The organism is Paraburkholderia sp. 2C, assembly GCF_054589215.1.
Genome location: NZ_BAAILL010000080.1, coordinates 133,399 through 149,320, shown reverse-complemented (window position 1 = coordinate 149,320; position 15,922 = coordinate 133,399). Strand labels below are relative to the sequence as shown.

At 62.4% G+C, this 15,922-nt stretch carries 12 protein-coding genes; 1 reads left to right on the top strand and 11 read right to left on the bottom strand.

The window, feature by feature from the left end; all coding sequences use genetic code 11:
* Nucleotides 1-278: 278 nt before the first annotated feature.
* A complete protein-coding gene (ppx, locus tag ACYPXD_RS33880; RefSeq protein WP_459722929.1) occupies nt 279-1,829 on the bottom strand; it encodes an exopolyphosphatase in 1,551 nt (516 codons plus the stop codon).
* 230 nt (nt 1,830-2,059) lie between these two features.
* On the opposite strand from ppx, the gene ppk1 reads away from it, so the two are divergent.
* Nucleotides 2,060-4,123 carry a polyphosphate kinase 1 gene (gene ppk1 / locus ACYPXD_RS33875; RefSeq protein ID WP_459722926.1) on the top strand — a complete coding sequence of 688 codons (2,064 nt, stop codon included), beginning with the start codon at nt 2,060-2,062 and terminating at the stop codon, nt 4,121-4,123.
* 43 nt (nt 4,124-4,166) lie between these two features.
* On the opposite strand, the gene phoR is transcribed toward ppk1, so the two are convergent.
* The 10 genes from phoR to ftsH all read right to left on the bottom strand — a co-directional run bounded on the left by phoR (nt 4,167) and on the right by ftsH (nt 15,898).
* Complete coding sequence (gene phoR, locus ACYPXD_RS33870; protein WP_459722922.1) at nt 4,167-5,480, bottom strand: phosphate regulon sensor histidine kinase PhoR; 1,314 nt, start codon at nt 5,478-5,480, stop codon at nt 4,167-4,169.
* A gap of 93 nt (nt 5,481-5,573) precedes the next feature.
* Complete coding sequence (gene phoB / locus ACYPXD_RS33865; protein ID WP_075157696.1) at nt 5,574-6,275, bottom strand: phosphate regulon transcriptional regulator PhoB; 702 nt, start codon at nt 6,273-6,275, stop codon at nt 5,574-5,576.
* Between the two features lie 93 nt (nt 6,276-6,368).
* Nucleotides 6,369-7,073 carry a phosphate signaling complex protein PhoU gene (gene phoU / locus ACYPXD_RS33860; RefSeq protein WP_459722919.1) on the bottom strand — a complete coding sequence of 235 codons (705 nt, stop codon included), beginning with the start codon at nt 7,071-7,073 and terminating at the stop codon, nt 6,369-6,371.
* A gap of 31 nt (nt 7,074-7,104) precedes the next feature.
* Nucleotides 7,105-7,953, bottom strand: a complete 849-nt coding sequence (gene pstB / locus ACYPXD_RS33855; RefSeq protein ID WP_459722914.1) for a phosphate ABC transporter ATP-binding protein PstB — start codon at nt 7,951-7,953, stop codon at nt 7,105-7,107.
* Between the two features lie 15 nt (nt 7,954-7,968).
* Nucleotides 7,969-8,862, bottom strand: a complete 894-nt coding sequence (pstA, locus tag ACYPXD_RS33850) for a phosphate ABC transporter permease PstA (RefSeq protein ID WP_459722910.1) — start codon at nt 8,860-8,862, stop codon at nt 7,969-7,971.
* Nucleotides 8,859-9,848 (bottom strand): phosphate ABC transporter permease PstC, encoded by a 990-nt coding sequence (gene pstC / locus ACYPXD_RS33845; RefSeq protein WP_459722907.1) that lies wholly within the window; start codon nt 9,846-9,848, stop codon nt 8,859-8,861. The genes pstA and pstC overlap by 4 nt, the downstream gene beginning before the upstream one ends.
* A gap of 286 nt (nt 9,849-10,134) precedes the next feature.
* Nucleotides 10,135-11,172, bottom strand: coding sequence for a phosphate ABC transporter substrate-binding protein PstS (gene pstS / locus ACYPXD_RS33840; protein WP_459722903.1), 1,038 nt, complete (start codon nt 11,170-11,172; stop codon nt 10,135-10,137).
* Nucleotides 11,173-11,550: 378 nt separating this feature from the next.
* On the bottom strand, nt 11,551-12,909 hold the full coding sequence (glmM, locus tag ACYPXD_RS33835; RefSeq protein WP_459722900.1) for a phosphoglucosamine mutase: 1,359 nt from the start codon (nt 12,907-12,909) through the stop codon (nt 11,551-11,553).
* Between the two features lie 25 nt (nt 12,910-12,934).
* The gene (folP, locus tag ACYPXD_RS33830; protein ID WP_459723100.1) at nt 12,935-13,735 is read right to left on the bottom strand and encodes a dihydropteroate synthase; all 801 of its coding nucleotides are present in this window, start codon (nt 13,733-13,735) and stop codon (nt 12,935-12,937) included.
* Nucleotides 13,736-14,008: 273 nt separating this feature from the next.
* Entirely contained in the window at nt 14,009-15,898 is a 1,890-nt protein-coding gene (ftsH, locus tag ACYPXD_RS33825) for an ATP-dependent zinc metalloprotease FtsH (RefSeq protein ID WP_459722896.1), read from the bottom strand.
* Nucleotides 15,899-15,922: the final 24 nt, after the last annotated feature.

The following is a 15,922-nucleotide window of genomic DNA, read 5'->3' as shown; positions in this document are numbered from 1 at the left end:
GGTCGCGCATTCGCGGCAAGCAAGCGCTAACATCGCGCACGCGAGCACAGATAAACGCGCGCATAAAAGCGCACATGCGTGCGCGAAACAAAAATGGCCCGGCAATTGACTTTTGCCGGGCCATTTCGCTATCTGACCTGATCACTGCGAGCGGCTATCGCCCGCTCTTGTGCTGGTTCGTCCGCTTATCAGGCTTGTTGTTTCTCAGGCTTGTTGTTTCTCAGGCTCACTTCTCAGGCTCGCTTCTCAGGCGCTTGTCCGTCTCGCTTCCCGGCTCTTTAGTCATCCGTATAAACCACCCGGTACGGCGTGCGGATCTTCTCCCACTCCGCCGCTTCCTGACTCAGGCTGTAGTCGGTCAACGGATTGTTCGCCACCCACGCATTCGGCAGACGCACTTCGTAACCGCCATTCGCCTGCGCGACCATGATCTCGGGCAGCCCGACATCGGCGCGGCGCCGGCACAGCAACGCCGCAAGACGCAAACAGAACAGCAGCGGCCATTCCACATCGCGCGTCTGCGCGAGCTTGCCGAGCTTACCCGCATGGCCGAGCACGAGCGCCGCGACGCGCGCCTGATCGGTGCGCGAGAAACCCGGCATATCCGCATTGCTCGCGATATAAGCGGAATGCTTGTGATAGGCGCTATGCGAGATCGATAGCCCGATTTCGTGCAGCGCCGCCGCCCAGCCGAGGAACATGCGGTTTTCTTCGCGGCGTTCCGGGTCCGGCTCGTCGAGCTGATCGTAGAAGCGTACAGCCAGTTCGCCGATACGGCCGGCCTGCGCGCGATCGACGCCGTAGCGCCGCATAAAGCCTTCGACCGTAATCGTGCGCATGTCCTGGTGCTGCGAGCGCCCGAGCAGGTCGTACAACACGCCAAGGCGCAGCGCGCCGTCGGTCGTGTCCACATACTCGATGTCGAGCTCTTCGAACACGGCCAGCATGATCGACAGGCCGCCCGCGAGCACCGGAATGCGATCGGGCTTGAGCGCAATCAGCTTCAGCCGGTTGACGTTTTCCGCCTTGATCAGCGCCCGCTTCAGACGCTCGAGGCCGACCCGCGAAATGCCATGCGTGACGCCCGCATCGTTGAAGCCATTACCCTCGACCAGTTCCGCAAGCGCACGCGCGGTGCCCGACGAGCCGATGGCCTGCTCCCAGCCGGTCTTTTTATAGTCCGAGGAGATGATCTGGATTTCGCGCGACGCGGCAAGCTCCGCCTGGCGCATCGTGTATTCGTCGACGTTGCCGGCCGGAAAGAATGCACGGCTATGGCTCACGCAGCCGATATAGAGACTTTCCATCTTGATCGGCGTGTAATGCGAGCCGATGATGAATTCCGTCGAACCGCCGCCGATATCGACGACGAGCCGCTTGCCCGCGCTCGCCGGCACCGAGTGTGCGGCACCCGCGTAGATGAGCCGCGCTTCCTCGCGTCCCGCGATCACTTCGATCGGAAAACCGAGCGCCGCCTCCGCTTCCGCAAGAAATTCGCCCGCGTTTTTCGCGACGCGCAGCGTATTGGTGGCGACAGCCCGCACATGATCGGGATGAAAATCGCGCAACCGTTCGCCGAACCGCCGCAGCGCGTCCCAGCCGCGCACCTGCGACGCGCGATCGAGCATCTTGTCGCGCGAGAGGCCGGCAGCGAGCCGCACCGGTTCGCGCAAGGCGTCGACCTGGTAGATCTGGCTGCCCGCCTCGGTCTCCTCGACACGCCCCACGATCAGGCGAAAGCTGTTCGAACCGAGATCGACCGATGCGAGCAATGGCGGATTATTGGCCATCGATTGTGAGGACTCCATGCGCGCGGACGACACGTTCATCGCTACGTCCGCCCTGTTGAAAGGCGCCATTTTAAGCATACTGGTTCCCATCATGTCACCTCGCGGACGGTCGTCCGGGACATGTTCGCAAATACCTGCGTCATATTTGCGACACGTGGGTCAGTTAGCGATAAAATTTGATAGATGTGTAAACGTCACAAAAATACCATCATTCTGTGAGAATTTCCGAGCGTCCTTTCGAATCCTATTGCGCATCATCGCCGCTGCCGATGTCCATCCGCTACCCTCTTCTGAATCGCGAGCTGGGCATTCTGGGTTTCAACGAGCGCGTACTCGCGCAGGCCGCCGATCCGGCCGTTCCGTTGCTCGAACGTCTACGCTTTATCTGCATCACCAGCAGCAACCTCGACGAGTTCTTTGAAATCCGCATGGCCGGATTGCAGGAACAGATGCGCGACAATCCCGGCGCGCTGTCTCCGGACGGCATGTCGCTGCAGCATGTGTACGATCTCGTGGCGGAACGCGCGCAAAAACTCGTGCACCGCCAGTACACCATGCTGCACGAAACGGTCCTGCCCGCGCTCGAAGAGGAAGGCATCTATTTTCACAGCACCGAAGCGTGGAGCGATGCGCAAACCGAATGGGCGCGCAGCTATTTCGTCGACGAATTGCTGCCGGTGCTCACGCCGATCGGCCTCGATCCCGCACATCCATTTCCGCGCGTGCTGAACAAGAGCCTGAACTTCGTCGTCGAGCTCGAGGGCAAGGATGCATTCGGCCGCCAGGCGGTGATGGGCATCGTGCAGGCGCCGCGCGCGCTGCCGCGGCTCGTGCGCATGCCGCAGGAGCTGTCCGGCTATCCGCACGGCTTCGTGCTGCTGAGCTCGCTGATGCAGCGTTTCGTCAACGAGCTGTTCCCGAATCTCATGGTGCGCAGCTGCAACCAGTTCCGGATCACGCGCAACAGCGAGCTTTTCGTCGACGAGGACGAAATCACGAACCTGCGCGTCGCGCTGCAGGGCGAACTGCCGGCACGGCATCTCGGCAACGCGGTGCGGCTCGAGGTATCGGCCGATACGCCCGAGCACCTGGTGCAGCGCCTGCTCGACGAAAGCGGGCTGTCGGCGAAAGACTGCTACCGCGTCGATGGCCCGGTCAATCTCGTGCGGCTCATGCAGTTGCCCGAGATGGTCGATCGTCCGGACCTCAAGTTTGTCCCGCACATTCCGGCGACACCGCTGCAAATCGCCACGAGCGCGAACCTGTTCGACGTGATCGATCAGGGCGACGTGCTGCTCCATCACCCGTACGAAAGCTTCCAGCCAGTGCTCGAACTGCTGCTGCAGGCCGCGAAAGACCCGAACGTGGTCGCGATCAAGCAGACCATCTATCGCACCGGCACCGATTCGCCGCTGATGGACGCGCTGATGCAGGCGGCGCGCAACGGCAAGGAAGTGACCGTGGTCGTCGAACTGCTCGCGCGCTTCGACGAGGAAACGAACATCAACTGGGCGTCGCAGCTCGAAGCGGTCGGCGCGCATGTCGTGTATGGCGTGGTCGGCCACAAGTGCCATGCGAAAATGATGCTGATCGTGCGGCGCGTGTCCGAGGCCGGCAAGTCGACGCTCAAACGCTATGTGCACCTCGGCACCGGCAATTACCATCCGCGCACCGCGCGTCTTTATACCGACTTCGGGTTGATGACGGCCGATCAGAAGATCTGCGAAGACGTGCATCACGTGTTCCAGCAACTGACCGGCATCGGCGGCGAGCTCTCGTTGCACGAACTGTGGCAGTCGCCGTTCACGCTGCATCCGCGTCTCGTCGAAGCGATTCGCAACGAGGCCGAGCACGCGCGGGCCGGCAAGCGCGCGCGCATCGTCGCGAAAATGAACGCGCTGCTCGAGCCGACCGTGATCACCGAGTTGTATGAAGCGTCGCAGGCGGGCGTGAAGATCGACCTGATCGTGCGCGGCGTGTGTGCGTTGCAGCCGGGCGTGCCCGGGCTGTCGGAGAACATCACGGTGCGCTCGATCGTCGGGCGCTTTCTCGAGCACCATCGCATCTTCTACTTCTACGACGGCGGCAAGGAACAGGTCTATCTGTCGAGCGCCGACTGGATGGACCGCAATTTCTTCCGCCGCGTCGAGGTTGCGTTCCCGATCAATAACCGCCGTCTGAAGCGGCGCGTGATTGCGGAAGGGCTGTCGGCCTTCCTCGGCGACAACCAGTCCGCATGGCTCATGCAAACCGACGGGCACTATCGCCGGCGCCGGCCGGGCAAGTCGTCGCGCAACGCGCAGATGAGTCTGTTGACGAAGTTCTGTTCGTAGTATTCGCAGTCCACAGCCGGTAGCCGGCTGGGCGCCGGCTCGCTCAGGCCGGCGCCGGCTGCCGGCGCGCCGTCCTGAATGCAGGAAAGCGCGCAGTGAACGTGCTGCCGCGCCCTTCTTCGCTCTTCACTTCGAGTTGCGCATCGTGCCGCTGCAGCACGTGCTTGACGATGGCGAGCCCGAGGCCCGTGCCGCCCGTGTCGCGCGAACGGCTGCGGTCGACGCGATAGAAGCGCTCCGTCAGGCGTGGGATATCGGCCGCGGGAATGCCGAGACCGCTATCGATCACCGTGAACGTTGCCTGCGCGCCATGCACGTGCCAGTTCACGTGAATCGATCCGCCATCGGGCGTATAACGGATTGCGTTCGTCACCAGATTGCCGAGCGCGCTCAGAATCTCGGTCTCGACACCGGTCACCGTTAAGCCTTCATCGATGTCGAACGAAATGCGATGACGGCCCGCCGATAGCGATTCCGCGTCGTCCTTCAGATGCCGCAGCACCGCGCGCATATCGACCATCTGCTCGCTCGGCGGCTTGCCGTCGCCTTCGAGCGTCGCGAGCACGAGCAGGTCGCGCACGATGTGCTGCATGCGCGACGCCTGCTGCTCCATCAGTTCGAGATAGCGCGCGCGTTCGGCGTCGTTGAGCGGCAGCTCGCGCATCGTTTCGAGAAAGCCGGAGAGCACTGTGAGCGGCGTCTTCAACTCGTGCGATACGTTCGCGACGAAATCGCGACGCATCGAGTCCGTGCGCTCGAGCTCGGTAATATCCTGCGACAGCACGAGCTTGCGATTTTCGCCGTAGGGGAACACCTGCACCGACAGCACGTTCTGCCGCCGCTCGCCCATGCCGCGCATGATCAGCATCTCTTCGTACCGGTGCGAGTTCAGATAGCGGACGAAGTCGGGCTGACGTACGAGATGCGTGATGTGCTGGCGCAAATCGCGCTTCGCATCCAGCCCGAAATGCACCTCGGAAATCGCGTTGCACCATTCGATCTGGTCATGATCGTCAAGCATCGCGACGCCGTTCGGCGATGCCTGGATGGCCTGAATAAAACGCGAGTGCTGCTGCTCGACCTGCCGCACCTGCGCATGCCAGCGCTTCGCGAGCTTATGCAGCCGGTAGTAGATTTCGCCCCAGATGCCAGGCGCGCTCGGCACTTCGCCGTACACGGGCGCATCGAGCAGACGCCATAGCTGCTGCTTGTGAAACGTACTGAAAATACCCTGCGCGAGCAGCACGACGATCGCGAAAATCAGCGCCGCCTTGACGCCCGCGATCGCGCCGACCGCTGTGCACAGAACAGCGAGCAACACGAGCGAAACAAGGGAGCGCGCCCAGATGGTGTTCATGTTCAGCGATCGAAGAAGTAACCGGGAGCTGCGCTTAAGGCGCGCGCAGCCTGCGCGTTCTGTACGTCTTTCGCCGTGGGAGAGGGGAAACGCTTAAGCGCTTTTCGCGAGCCGATAACCGCTGCCGCGAACGGTTTCAATCATAGCATCGCAACCGGCCGGTTTGAGCGCGGCGCGCAGACGCTTGATATGCACGTCGACCGTCCGTTCTTCGACGAAGACGTGGTCGCCCCACACCTGGTCGAGCAGTTGCGTGCGGCTGTGCACGCGCTCCGGATGCGTCATGAAGAAGTGCAGCAGACGGAATTCGGTCGGCCCGAGATCGAGCTTGATCTCGCTGCCCTGCGCATGCGCGGCGACGCGATGCGTGGACGGATCGAGCTTCAGGCCGTTGATCGCGACGACATCTTCGGTTAGCTGCGGCGCACGGCGGCGCAACACCGCCTTGATACGCGCCATCAGTTCCTTCGGCGAAAACGGCTTCGTCACATAATCGTCGGCGCCGATTTCGAGGCCGAGCACCTTGTCCTGCTCGTCGCCGCGCGCGGTCAGCATGATGATCGGAATATGCTTCGTGCGTTCGTTGTTGCGCAGGTCGCGGGCGAAGGCAATGCCCGATTTGCCCGGCAGCATCCAGTCGAGCAGGACGAGATCGGGCAACACATCGCTAATCAGGTTTTGCGCCTGTTCCGCGTTGTAGGCGCGGATCGGGCAGTGTCCTGCGTGTTGAAGATTGACCGAGATCAGTTCGGAAATCGCGGGTTCGTCTTCGATGATAAGAATACTGCTGGGCATCGGTGCCTCGTGAGCTCTTAACAGAAATCGATCAGGGGCCTCAGTTGACACATCGCTGAGCACATCGGCTAAGCACAATGAATGGCTAGCGTGTCAGCTGAGCGCCTCTCGCTCGAGCGCGTCGCGCGACTTGTGCCGCACATCCGTGCCCTTCACGATGTAAATGATGAATTCCGCAATGTTCTTTGCGTGGTCGCCGATCCGCTCGATCGCTTTCGCGATGAACAGGAAATCGAGGCCCACCGAAATCGAACGCGGATCTTCAGTCATGTACGAGATCAGCTTGCGCACGAAGGCGCGGAATTCCTCGTCGATCGCCTTGTCGTCGCGCACGATCTGCGCGGCCGCCACCGTATCGAGACGCGCGAACGCATCGAGTGCGCGGCGCAGGATCGATACGGCCATTTCGCCCGACAGCTTGATCTCGGCGATATTGATCGTGCGCGATGCGCCGTCTTCCATCAGGCGCTTCGTGCGCTTCGCGATCTTCTCGGCTTCGTCGCCGGCGCGCTCGAGATTCGTGATGGTCTTCGAAATGGCGAGCAGCAGGCGCAGGTCGCGTGCGGCCGGCTGGCGGCGCGCGATGATATTGCTGCACTCTTCGTCGATTTCGACTTCCATCACGTTCAGACGGTCTTCAGCCGCGATCACCTTTTCGGCGATCTCGAGGTCGAAGTGGTTGAGCGCGTTCATTGCGTCGACGATCTGCGCTTCGACGAGGCCGCCCATTTCGAGCACCTTCGACGAAAGCAGGTTCAGGTCGGCGTCGAACTGGCTGGACAGGTGTTTATCGGACATGACGTACTCCCTTGCGCTTGGCTCGTGGCCATCAACCGAAACGGCCGGTGATGTAGTCTTCGGTTTCCTTACGTACCGGCTTGATAAAGATCTTTTCGGTGTCGCCGAACTCGATCAATTCGCCGAGGTACATGTAAGCAGTGTAGTCCGAACAACGTGCGGCCTGCTGCATGTTGTGCGTCACGATGACCACCGTGTAATCGCTCTTGAGCTCGGCGATCAGCTCTTCGATACGGCCCGTCGAAATCGGATCGAGCGCCGAGCACGGCTCGTCGAGCAGCAGCACTTCCGGACGGATCGCAATGCCGCGCGCAATGCACAGACGCTGCTGCTGACCGCCCGACAGGCCGTAACCGCTCTGGCCCAGTTTGTCTTTCACTTCGTTCCACAGCGCCGCTTTCGTGAGCGCCCATTCGACGCGGTCGTCCATTTCCGAGCGCGTGAGCGTCTCGAACATCTTCACGCCGAACGCGATGTTGTCGTAGATCGACATCGGGAACGGCGTCGGCTTCTGGAACACCATGCCGATGCGCGCGCGCAGCAGCGAAATGTCGCGCTTCGTCGTGAGCAGGTTTTCGCCGTCCATCAGGATCTCGCCTTCGGCGCGCTGCTCCGGATAGAGCGCGTACATCTTGTTGAACGTGCGCAGCAGTGTCGACTTGCCGCAACCCGACGGGCCGATGAACGCGGTCACCTTGCCTTCGGGAATATGCAGGTTGATGTTCTTCAGCGCGTGATACTTGCCGTAGAAGAAGTTCAGATTGTTGACTTCGATCTTGGGCCGCGAAGGCGCATGCGCCTGGCCGTGCTGGGCGGGATCGAAACCGGCCGGCGCGGCCGGGCGTTCGATGGGATTCAGGTGACTTTCTGCCATGTTCATCGGATCGCTCCGCCCTTACTTATTCGAGAAGATCGTACGCGCGAGGATATTCAACCCAAGCACGCCGAGCGTAATGAGGAACACGCCCGCCCATGCGAGCGACTGCCATTGCGCAAACGGGCTCATCGCGAACTTGAAGATCGTGACGGGCAGGTTCGCCATCGGCTGGTTCATGTCCCACGTGAAGAACTGATTGGACAGCGCCGTGAAGAGCAGCGGCGCGGTTTCGCCCGCGATACGCGCGACCGCGAGCAGCACGCCGGTCACGATGCCCGCGAGCGACGCCTTCAGCGTGATCGACAGCACCATCTTCCACTTCGGCGTGCCGAGCGCGAAGGCCGCTTCACGCAGCGCGTTCGGCACGAGCTTCAGCATGTTCTCGGTCGTGCGGATCACGATCGGAATTTGCAGCAGACCGAGCGAGACGACACCGGCCCAGCCGCTGAAATGCCCCATCTTCGCAACCACGAGCGCATACACGAACAGCCCGACGACGATCGACGGCGCCGACAGCAGGATGTCGTTGATAAAGCGCGTGATGCTCGCAAGCGCACCCTTCTGGCCGTATTCGGCGAGATAGACGCCGGCCATGATGCCGATCGGCGTGCCGATCACCGTGGCCAGCACGCACATCAGCAGGCTGCCGACGATCGCGTTCGCGAGACCGCCGCCATCGGTGTTCGGCGGCGGCGTCGACTGCGTGAACAGATCGATCGAGAGGCCGCCGACACCGAGGCGCAGCGTCGTGTAGAGAATCCAGATCAGCCACAGCAGGCCGAACGCCATTGCCGCCAGCGACATCGTGAGCGCCACCGCGTTGGTGACCCGACGGCGCTTCTGCAGCTTGTTGCGGGTCCGCTCGAGCGTGGCCGGATCGGCCATGCCCGGCATGTTCAGAGGTTGGCTCATCGCTTCGTGCCCTCCCCTTTCTCGAGACGCAGCAGCATCAGTTTGGAAATCGCGAGCACGATGAACGTGATGACGAACAGGATCAGACCGAGTTCCATCAGCGCCGCGGTATGCAGGCCCGGCCCCGCTTCGGCGAACTCGTTGGCGAGCGCCGACGTGATGCTGTTGCCCGGCGAGAACAGCGACACGTTGTCGAGCAGGTTCGTATTGCCGATCACGAACGTCACCGCCATCGTCTCACCGAGCGCGCGCCCAAGGCCCAGCATGATGCCGCCGATCACGCCGTTCTTCGTGAACGGCAGCACGATTTTCCACATCACTTCCCACGTCGTGCAGCCGATGCCGTATGCCGATTCCTTCAGCAGGACGGGCGTGACTTCGAACACGTCGCGCATCACCGAGGCGATGTACGGGATGATCATGATCGCGAGAATCACCCCGGCGCACAGAATGCCGATACCGATCGGCGCGCCCTTGAACAGCGCACCGATGATCGGCACGCCCGAGAGCAGCGTGCCGAGCGGCTTTTCGAACCACGTCGCGAAGATCGGCGCGAAGACGAGCAGACCCCACATACCGTAGACGATCGATGGAATCGCGGCGAGCAGTTCGATCGCGATGCCGAGCGGCCGGCGCAGCCACGCGGGAGACAATTCGGTAAGAAACAGCGCAATGCCGAAGCTGACCGGCACCGCGATAATGAGCGCAATGATCGACGTCGCGATCGTGCCGTAAATCGGCACCAGCGCGCCGAACTGCTCGGAGGGTGGATCCCAGTCGGCGGTCCACAGGAAGCTCAGGCCGAACTTCTCGATGGTCGGCAGCGACGCGATGATCAGCGACACAATAATGCCACCGAGCAACAATAAGGTAACGATAGCGGCAAGCCGCGCAAGGCCGCCGAAGATAACGTCGCCGGAGCGGCTGGGCGCTTTCTGCTGCGCTGCGCTGCCTGGCGGGTTCGACACAATTGGAATGTCGGACATGGGAGCCTGTCGAAACTGTTTCCGGATGCCGCGCGGCGGGATGCCGGACAGCGGGTACTGCGGGTTACCGCATGCCCGCACCTCGATGCAATGCGGGTTGCTTACGGGCTGACGGCCAACCACCGCCTCGACCGATTATTTTGCCAATCGGGTTATCGACCTGACTTGCCAACTTACGCGAAACTACGCGACCGCGCCGGGAGCCGCGCAGTCAACCGTGAGGATAACCCCGCGGTGTCTGGCTCGGCCGGGGCGCATTCGCATCCCGGCCTCGCTCTGTTTCAGATTACTCCGCTGCGAGCGCCTTGCCCGAAGCGTCCTTCACCTTCGTCTTCCACTGCGACTTGATCTGCTCGACCACCGATGCCGGCAGCGAAATGTAGTCCAGATCCGTTGCAGCCTGGCCGCCGTTCTTGAACGCCCAGTCGAAGAACTTCAGCGTTTCCGTGCCTTCGGCCGGCTTGTCCTGCGTCAAGTGCAGCAGCACGAACGTCGCGCCGACGACCGGCCATGCGTCCTTGCCCGGCTCGTCCGTCAGGATCTGGTAGAACGTCTTCGACCAGTCAGCGCCAGCCGCCGCTGCCTTGAAGGTTTCCGTCTTTGGTTCGACCACCGCGCCCGACGTGTTCTTCATCGCCGTGTACGTCATGTGGTTCTGCTTCGCGTACGCCCACTCGACGTAGCCGATCGCGCCCGGCAGACGCTGCACGAATGCCGCCACGCCGTCGTTGCCCTTACCGCCCGTGCCGGTCGGCCAGTTGACGGTCGTGCCTTCGCCGACCTTCGACTTCCACTCGCCGTTGACCTTCGACAGGTAATTCGTCCAGATGAAACTCGTGCCCGAACCGTCAGCGCGGCGCACCACCGCGATGTCCGTATCCGGCAGCTTTGCCTTCGGGTTCAGCGCGGCGATCGCCGGGTCGTTCCACTTCTTGATCTTGCCGAGATAGATGTCGCCGAGCACTTCGCCCGACAGCACGATTTCGCCGGCCTTCACGCCGGGCAGGTTGACGACGGGCACCACGCCGCCGACGACCGTCGGAAACTGGAAAAGACCGTCTTTCGCGAGTTCGTCATCCTTCAGCGGAGCGTCCGAACCGGCAAAATCGACCGTCTTTGCAATGATCTGCTTGATACCGCCGGAGGAGCCGATGCCTTGGTAGTTGACCTTGCCGCCGCCGTTCTTCTGATAGGCGTCTGCCCATTTCGTGTAAATCGGTGCTGCAAAGGTGCTGCCCGCGCCGGTAATATCCGTTGCTGCATGCGCTGCGATCGCGAAGAGCGCGCCAGCGATGCCAGCGAACGCGGTTTGCATCAATTTCATGAGACCTCCAGTGGTGTGAGCGGATGACACGACACCGCGAAGAATAGGGTCTCCCTGTGACAGTAATGTGACTGTCCGTGAAAGTCACGTGACAAACGCATTACGCAATCGAAAGGCGCAGACGAACCGATCGTATGCGTAAGCGTGCGGTTTCGCTAAGCGTTTAGACTGAACACGCGCGACTGACCGGTCGAAGGTTCGGTTTCGTGCGGCTTGCGACGAAGCTGACAACTTCAGCCGGCATCAAAATGGGGCATGCCGTCACAAAGCAAACGGCCGCCTGTGACAGGCGGCCGCAGCGTGAAAATTATCTGACGAAAACCGTGACGGTCGAGAGGTGCGCGACGATGATCGACGCGGCGGCGCGGGGTGAAATGCTCAGGCCGTCGCCCGGCGCACGACTTCCGCGATTGCTTCCGCGTGCTCGAGCGCATCCTGCTCGCGCGCGGCCTCGACCATGACGCGCAACACGGGCTCGGTGCCCGACGCGCGAATCAGTACGCGTCCGCTACCGTTAAGCGCGCCCTGCGCCGTGCTGATCGCGCGCCGGATCGCATCGCTGCCCTTCCAGTCGGAGCCCGGCTGCATGCGCACGTTGATCAGCTTTTGCGGAAATAGCGTCACGCCTTCGAGCAGCTGCGCGAGCGACTTGCCGCTGCGCTGCATGGCCGCGAGCACCAGCAGTGCGGATACGATGCCGTCGCCGGTTGAATGGCGATCGAGCGACAGGATGTGTCCCGAACCCTCGGCGCCCAGTTGCCAGCCGCGCTCGCGCAATTTCTCGAGCACATAGCGGTCGCCGACCGCCGCGCGCACGAATTCCACGCCCTCGCGCTGCAGCGCGACTTCGACGGCCATATTGGTCATCAGCGTGCCGACTGCGCCTTCGACCTTGCCGTCAGTCGAGATGCGATCCTTGACGAGCACATACAGCAGTTCGTCGCCGTTGAAGAGCCGGCCGGTCGAATCGACGACCTGGAGCCGGTCCGCATCGCCGTCGAGCGCGATGCCGAGGTCCGCGTTGTTGGCCCGCACCGCGCGCATCAGCGCATCGGGCGCGGTCGCACCGACGCCGTCGTTGATATTGAAACCGTTCGGCGCGACGCCGATCGGCACGACATCCGCGCCCAGTTCGTGGAACACATGCGGCGCGACGTCGTACGCGGCGCCGTGCGCACAATCGACAACGAGCTTCATGCCGTGCAGGTCGTAGTTCGCCGGGAACGTGCTCTTGCAGAACTCGATGTAGCGGCCGGCCGCGTCGTCAAGACGCCTCGCCTTGCCCAGTTGCTCGGATGGCGCGCAATCGAGCGGCTGTTCGAGCTGCTGCTCGATCTGCGCTTCGACTTCGTCCGGCAACTTGTTGCCGTCCGCGGAGAAGAACTTGATGCCGTTGTCGTAGTACGGGTTGTGCGACGCGCTGATCACGACGCCGGCCGCGAGCCGCAGCGCGCGCGTCAGATACGCGACGCCGGGCGTCGGCATCGGGCCGGCGAGCATCACATCGACGCCCGCCGCCGAAAAGCCCGACTCGAGCGCGGCTTCGAGCATATAGCCCGACACGCGCGTGTCTTTGCCGATCAGGACCGTCGGGCGCGTGCTGCTCTTCGCCCAGCGGTCCGCGCCGGCGAGCACCTTGCCCGCCGCATAGCCGAGCCGCAATACGAAATCCGGCGTGATCGGCGCGTCGCCGACCTTGCCGCGAATGCCATCTGTACCGAAGTAGCGCCGTGTCATTTGATGGGTTTTCCTCTTTGTGGAGTCAGCTGCGGCGCGCCGCGGCACGCGTTGCCGACCATATCTTCAGTGCATCCACCGTTTGCGCGACATCGTGTACACGAATGATCGACGCGCCGCGTTCAGCCGCACACACCGCGGCTGCAATGCTTGCTGCTACCCGCTCGCTTGCCACAGTGCGGCCCGTTACCGCACCGAGCATCGACTTGCGGGATATGCCCGCGAGAATGGGTAGCGGCGAGGCGCCGCCCGGCACCGTCTCGGGCAGATGCGCAAGCAAAGTGTAATTGTGCTCGACCGTCTTGCCGAAGCCAAATCCCGGATCGACGACGAGACGCTGCCGCGCGACCCCCGCTTGTAGCAGCGCTTCCGTTCGCTCGACAAGGAACGTCCGAACATCCGCGACGACGTCGCGATAAACGGGCTCGCCCACCTGCATCGTGCGGGGCTCGCCGAGCATATGCATCGCGCACAAAGCACACGCGCTGTCGCGTACCGCATCCATCGCGCCGGGCATCCGGAAGGCCCAGATATCGTTAATCATGTCGGCGCCGGCAGCAAGCGCAGCGCGCATGACTTCGGGCTTGTATGTGTCGATTGACAACGGTACGTTCGCACCGCGCAACTGCTCGATCAGCGGAATTACGCGCGCGAGCTCGTCTTCGAGTGCGACGGGCGGCGCACCGGGCCGTGTCGACTCGCCGCCGATGTCGATCAGGTCCGCACCGTCGAGCAGCATCCGCTCCGCCTGGCGCAGCGCGTCGCCCTGTTTAATGTAGTTGCCGCCGTCCGAAAACGAATCAGGCGTGACGTTGAGAATGCCCATGACGAGCGGGCGCTCGAACGACAGCGTGAAACGGCCGCATTGCAGCGGCCCGGCGTGTTGTGTGGAAGGTGCGTCAGTGGACACGGATGAAAGCGCGTGAAGTTGAGTGAACCCGGTTTTTGGCAACCGGCTTGATGGGGCCGGTGACGCGAATTCGTTCTGGACAAGCCCCCGCTTGTTAGAACCTGCTCGGGGCTGGCCCGATTGCGTAAGCCCAAAATACAAAACGGGCCGGTGCGATTAACACCGGCCCGTGTACTGAGATGGCCTCGATCAGGCCGGCGCGGTAGCGCTGCCCGGCTTGACTTCAGCGCCCGGGCTGCTGCCGCCCGAAGGCGCGTCGCCCGGCGACGGGGTGCTCTTCGGCGAACGCGGCGGACGGCCAGCCATGATGTCGTTGATCTGATCGGCGTCGATCGTTTCCCACTCCATCAGCGCCGCCGTCATCGCTTCCACCTTGTCGCGGTTCTCGTTGAGCAAACGCTTCGCGAGGTTGTACTGCTGATCCAGCACGGCGCGGATTTCCGCGTCGACCTTCTGCTGCGTCGCTTCCGAAATGGTGCGCGTGAAGCCGCGGCCGAACGGCGACGCATCGTTTTCGTCGTCGACGTAGACCATCGGTCCCAAGGCGTCAGTCATGCCGAAGCGCGCCACCATCGCACGGGCCGTCGACGTCGCCTTGTTGAAATCGTCCGAGGCGCCGGTGCTGATCAGATTCAGGAACAGCTCCTCGGCAACACGGCCGCCGAACAGGATCGCGAGACGATCGAGCAGGTACTCCTTCGAGTACGTCTCGTTGTCGTGCTCGGGCAGCTGCCACGTGACGCCGAGTGCACGGCCGCGCGGAATGATCGTGACCTTGTGCACCGGGTCCGCCTTCGGCAACAGCTTCGCAATGACCGCGTGACCGGACTCGTGGTACGCCGTTGCCCGCTTCGCGTCTTCGCGGATCACCGCCGACTTGCGCTCCGGACCCATGAAAATCTTGTCCTTCGCGTCCTCGAAGTCCTGCATCTCGACGATGCGCTTACCGCGGCGTGCGGCAAACAGCGCGGCTTCGTTCACGAGGTTCGCGAGATCGGCGCCCGAGAAGCCCGGCGTGCCACGCGCGATCACCGCCGCGTCGACATCGTTCGCAATCGGCACCTTGCGCAAATGCACCTTCATGATGTGCTCACGGCCGCGGATGTCCGGCAGGCCGACATACACCTGGCGGTCGAAACGACCCGGGCGCAGCAGCGCCTTGTCGAGCACGTCCGAACGGTTCGTCGCGGCGATCACGATCACACCGGAATTCGCTTCGAAGCCGTCCATTTCGACGAGCATCTGGTTCAGCGTCTGCTCGCGTTCGTCGTTGCCGCCGCCCATGCCGGCGCCACGATGACGGCCGACCGCGTCGATTTCATCGATAAACACGATGCACGGTGCGTGCTTCTTCGCCTGCTCGAACATGTCGCGCACACGCGCGGCGCCGACACCGACGAACATTTCGACGAAGTCGGAACCCGAGATGCTGAAGAACGGCACCTTTGCTTCGCCCGCAATCGCGCGGGCAAGCAGCGTCTTACCGGTTCCCGGTGGACCGACGAGCAGCACGCCGCGCGGAATGCGTCCGCCCAGCTTCTGGAACTTTTGTGGATCACGCAGGAAGTCGACCAGTTCGGACACTTCTTCCTTGGCTTCGTCGCAACCGGCGACGTCGGAGAAATTGATGGCGTTGTTGTTCTCGTCGATCAGCCGCGCCCGGGATTTGCCGAACGAGAAGGCCCCGCCTTTGCCGCCCCCCTGCATCTGCCTCATCATGTAAAACCAGAAGCCGATGATGAGGATCGTTGGGCCGAGGTAGTACAACGCGGAAACGAGTGCGTTCGGTTCGTCGTCAGCCTTGCCGCTGACCTGAACGCCATATTTCATCAGGTCGCCGACCATCCAGATGTCGCCCGGCGACACGATCTGGTATTTCTGGCCATCCGCCGGAGTCACCGTCAGATTGCGGCCCTGGACGATGACGCTCTTGACCTTGCCGCTTTTCGCATCGTCCATGAACTGCGAATAGGAAACGCCTTCCTGGACACGGGGCTTGTCGAACTGCTTGAACACCGTAAACAGCACCAGTGCGATAACCAGCCACACTGCCGCTTTCGAAAACATGTTGTTGTTCAAAGCACCACTCCTTCACTCATAGAC

What these genes read in the sequence shown, in the direction of transcription:
- glmM (WP_459722900.1), bottom strand. Translation starts at nt 12,909, where the DNA reads ATGACACGGCGCTACTTCGGTACAGATGGCATTCGCGGCAAGGTCGGC.
- pstC (WP_459722907.1), bottom strand. Translation starts at nt 9,848, where the DNA reads ATGTCCGACATTCCAATTGTGTCGAACCCGCCAGGCAGCGCAGCGCAG.
- pstA (WP_459722910.1), bottom strand. Translation starts at nt 8,862, where the DNA reads ATGAGCCAACCTCTGAACATGCCGGGCATGGCCGATCCGGCCACGCTC.
- pstB (WP_459722914.1), bottom strand. Translation starts at nt 7,953, where the DNA reads ATGAACATGGCAGAAAGTCACCTGAATCCCATCGAACGCCCGGCCGCG.
- folP (WP_459723100.1), bottom strand. Translation starts at nt 13,735, where the DNA reads ATGGGCATTCTCAACGTCACGCCTGATTCGTTTTCGGACGGCGGCAAC.
- pstS (WP_459722903.1), bottom strand. Translation starts at nt 11,172, where the DNA reads ATGAAATTGATGCAAACCGCGTTCGCTGGCATCGCTGGCGCGCTCTTC.
- phoB (WP_075157696.1), bottom strand. Translation starts at nt 6,275, where the DNA reads ATGCCCAGCAGTATTCTTATCATCGAAGACGAACCCGCGATTTCCGAA.
- phoR (WP_459722922.1), bottom strand. Translation starts at nt 5,480, where the DNA reads ATGAACACCATCTGGGCGCGCTCCCTTGTTTCGCTCGTGTTGCTCGCT.
- ppk1 (WP_459722926.1), top strand. Translation starts at nt 2,060, where the DNA reads ATGTCCATCCGCTACCCTCTTCTGAATCGCGAGCTGGGCATTCTGGGT.
- phoU (WP_459722919.1), bottom strand. Translation starts at nt 7,073, where the DNA reads ATGTCCGATAAACACCTGTCCAGCCAGTTCGACGCCGACCTGAACCTG.
- ppx (WP_459722929.1), bottom strand. Translation starts at nt 1,829, where the DNA reads ATGAACGTGTCGTCCGCGCGCATGGAGTCCTCACAATCGATGGCCAAT.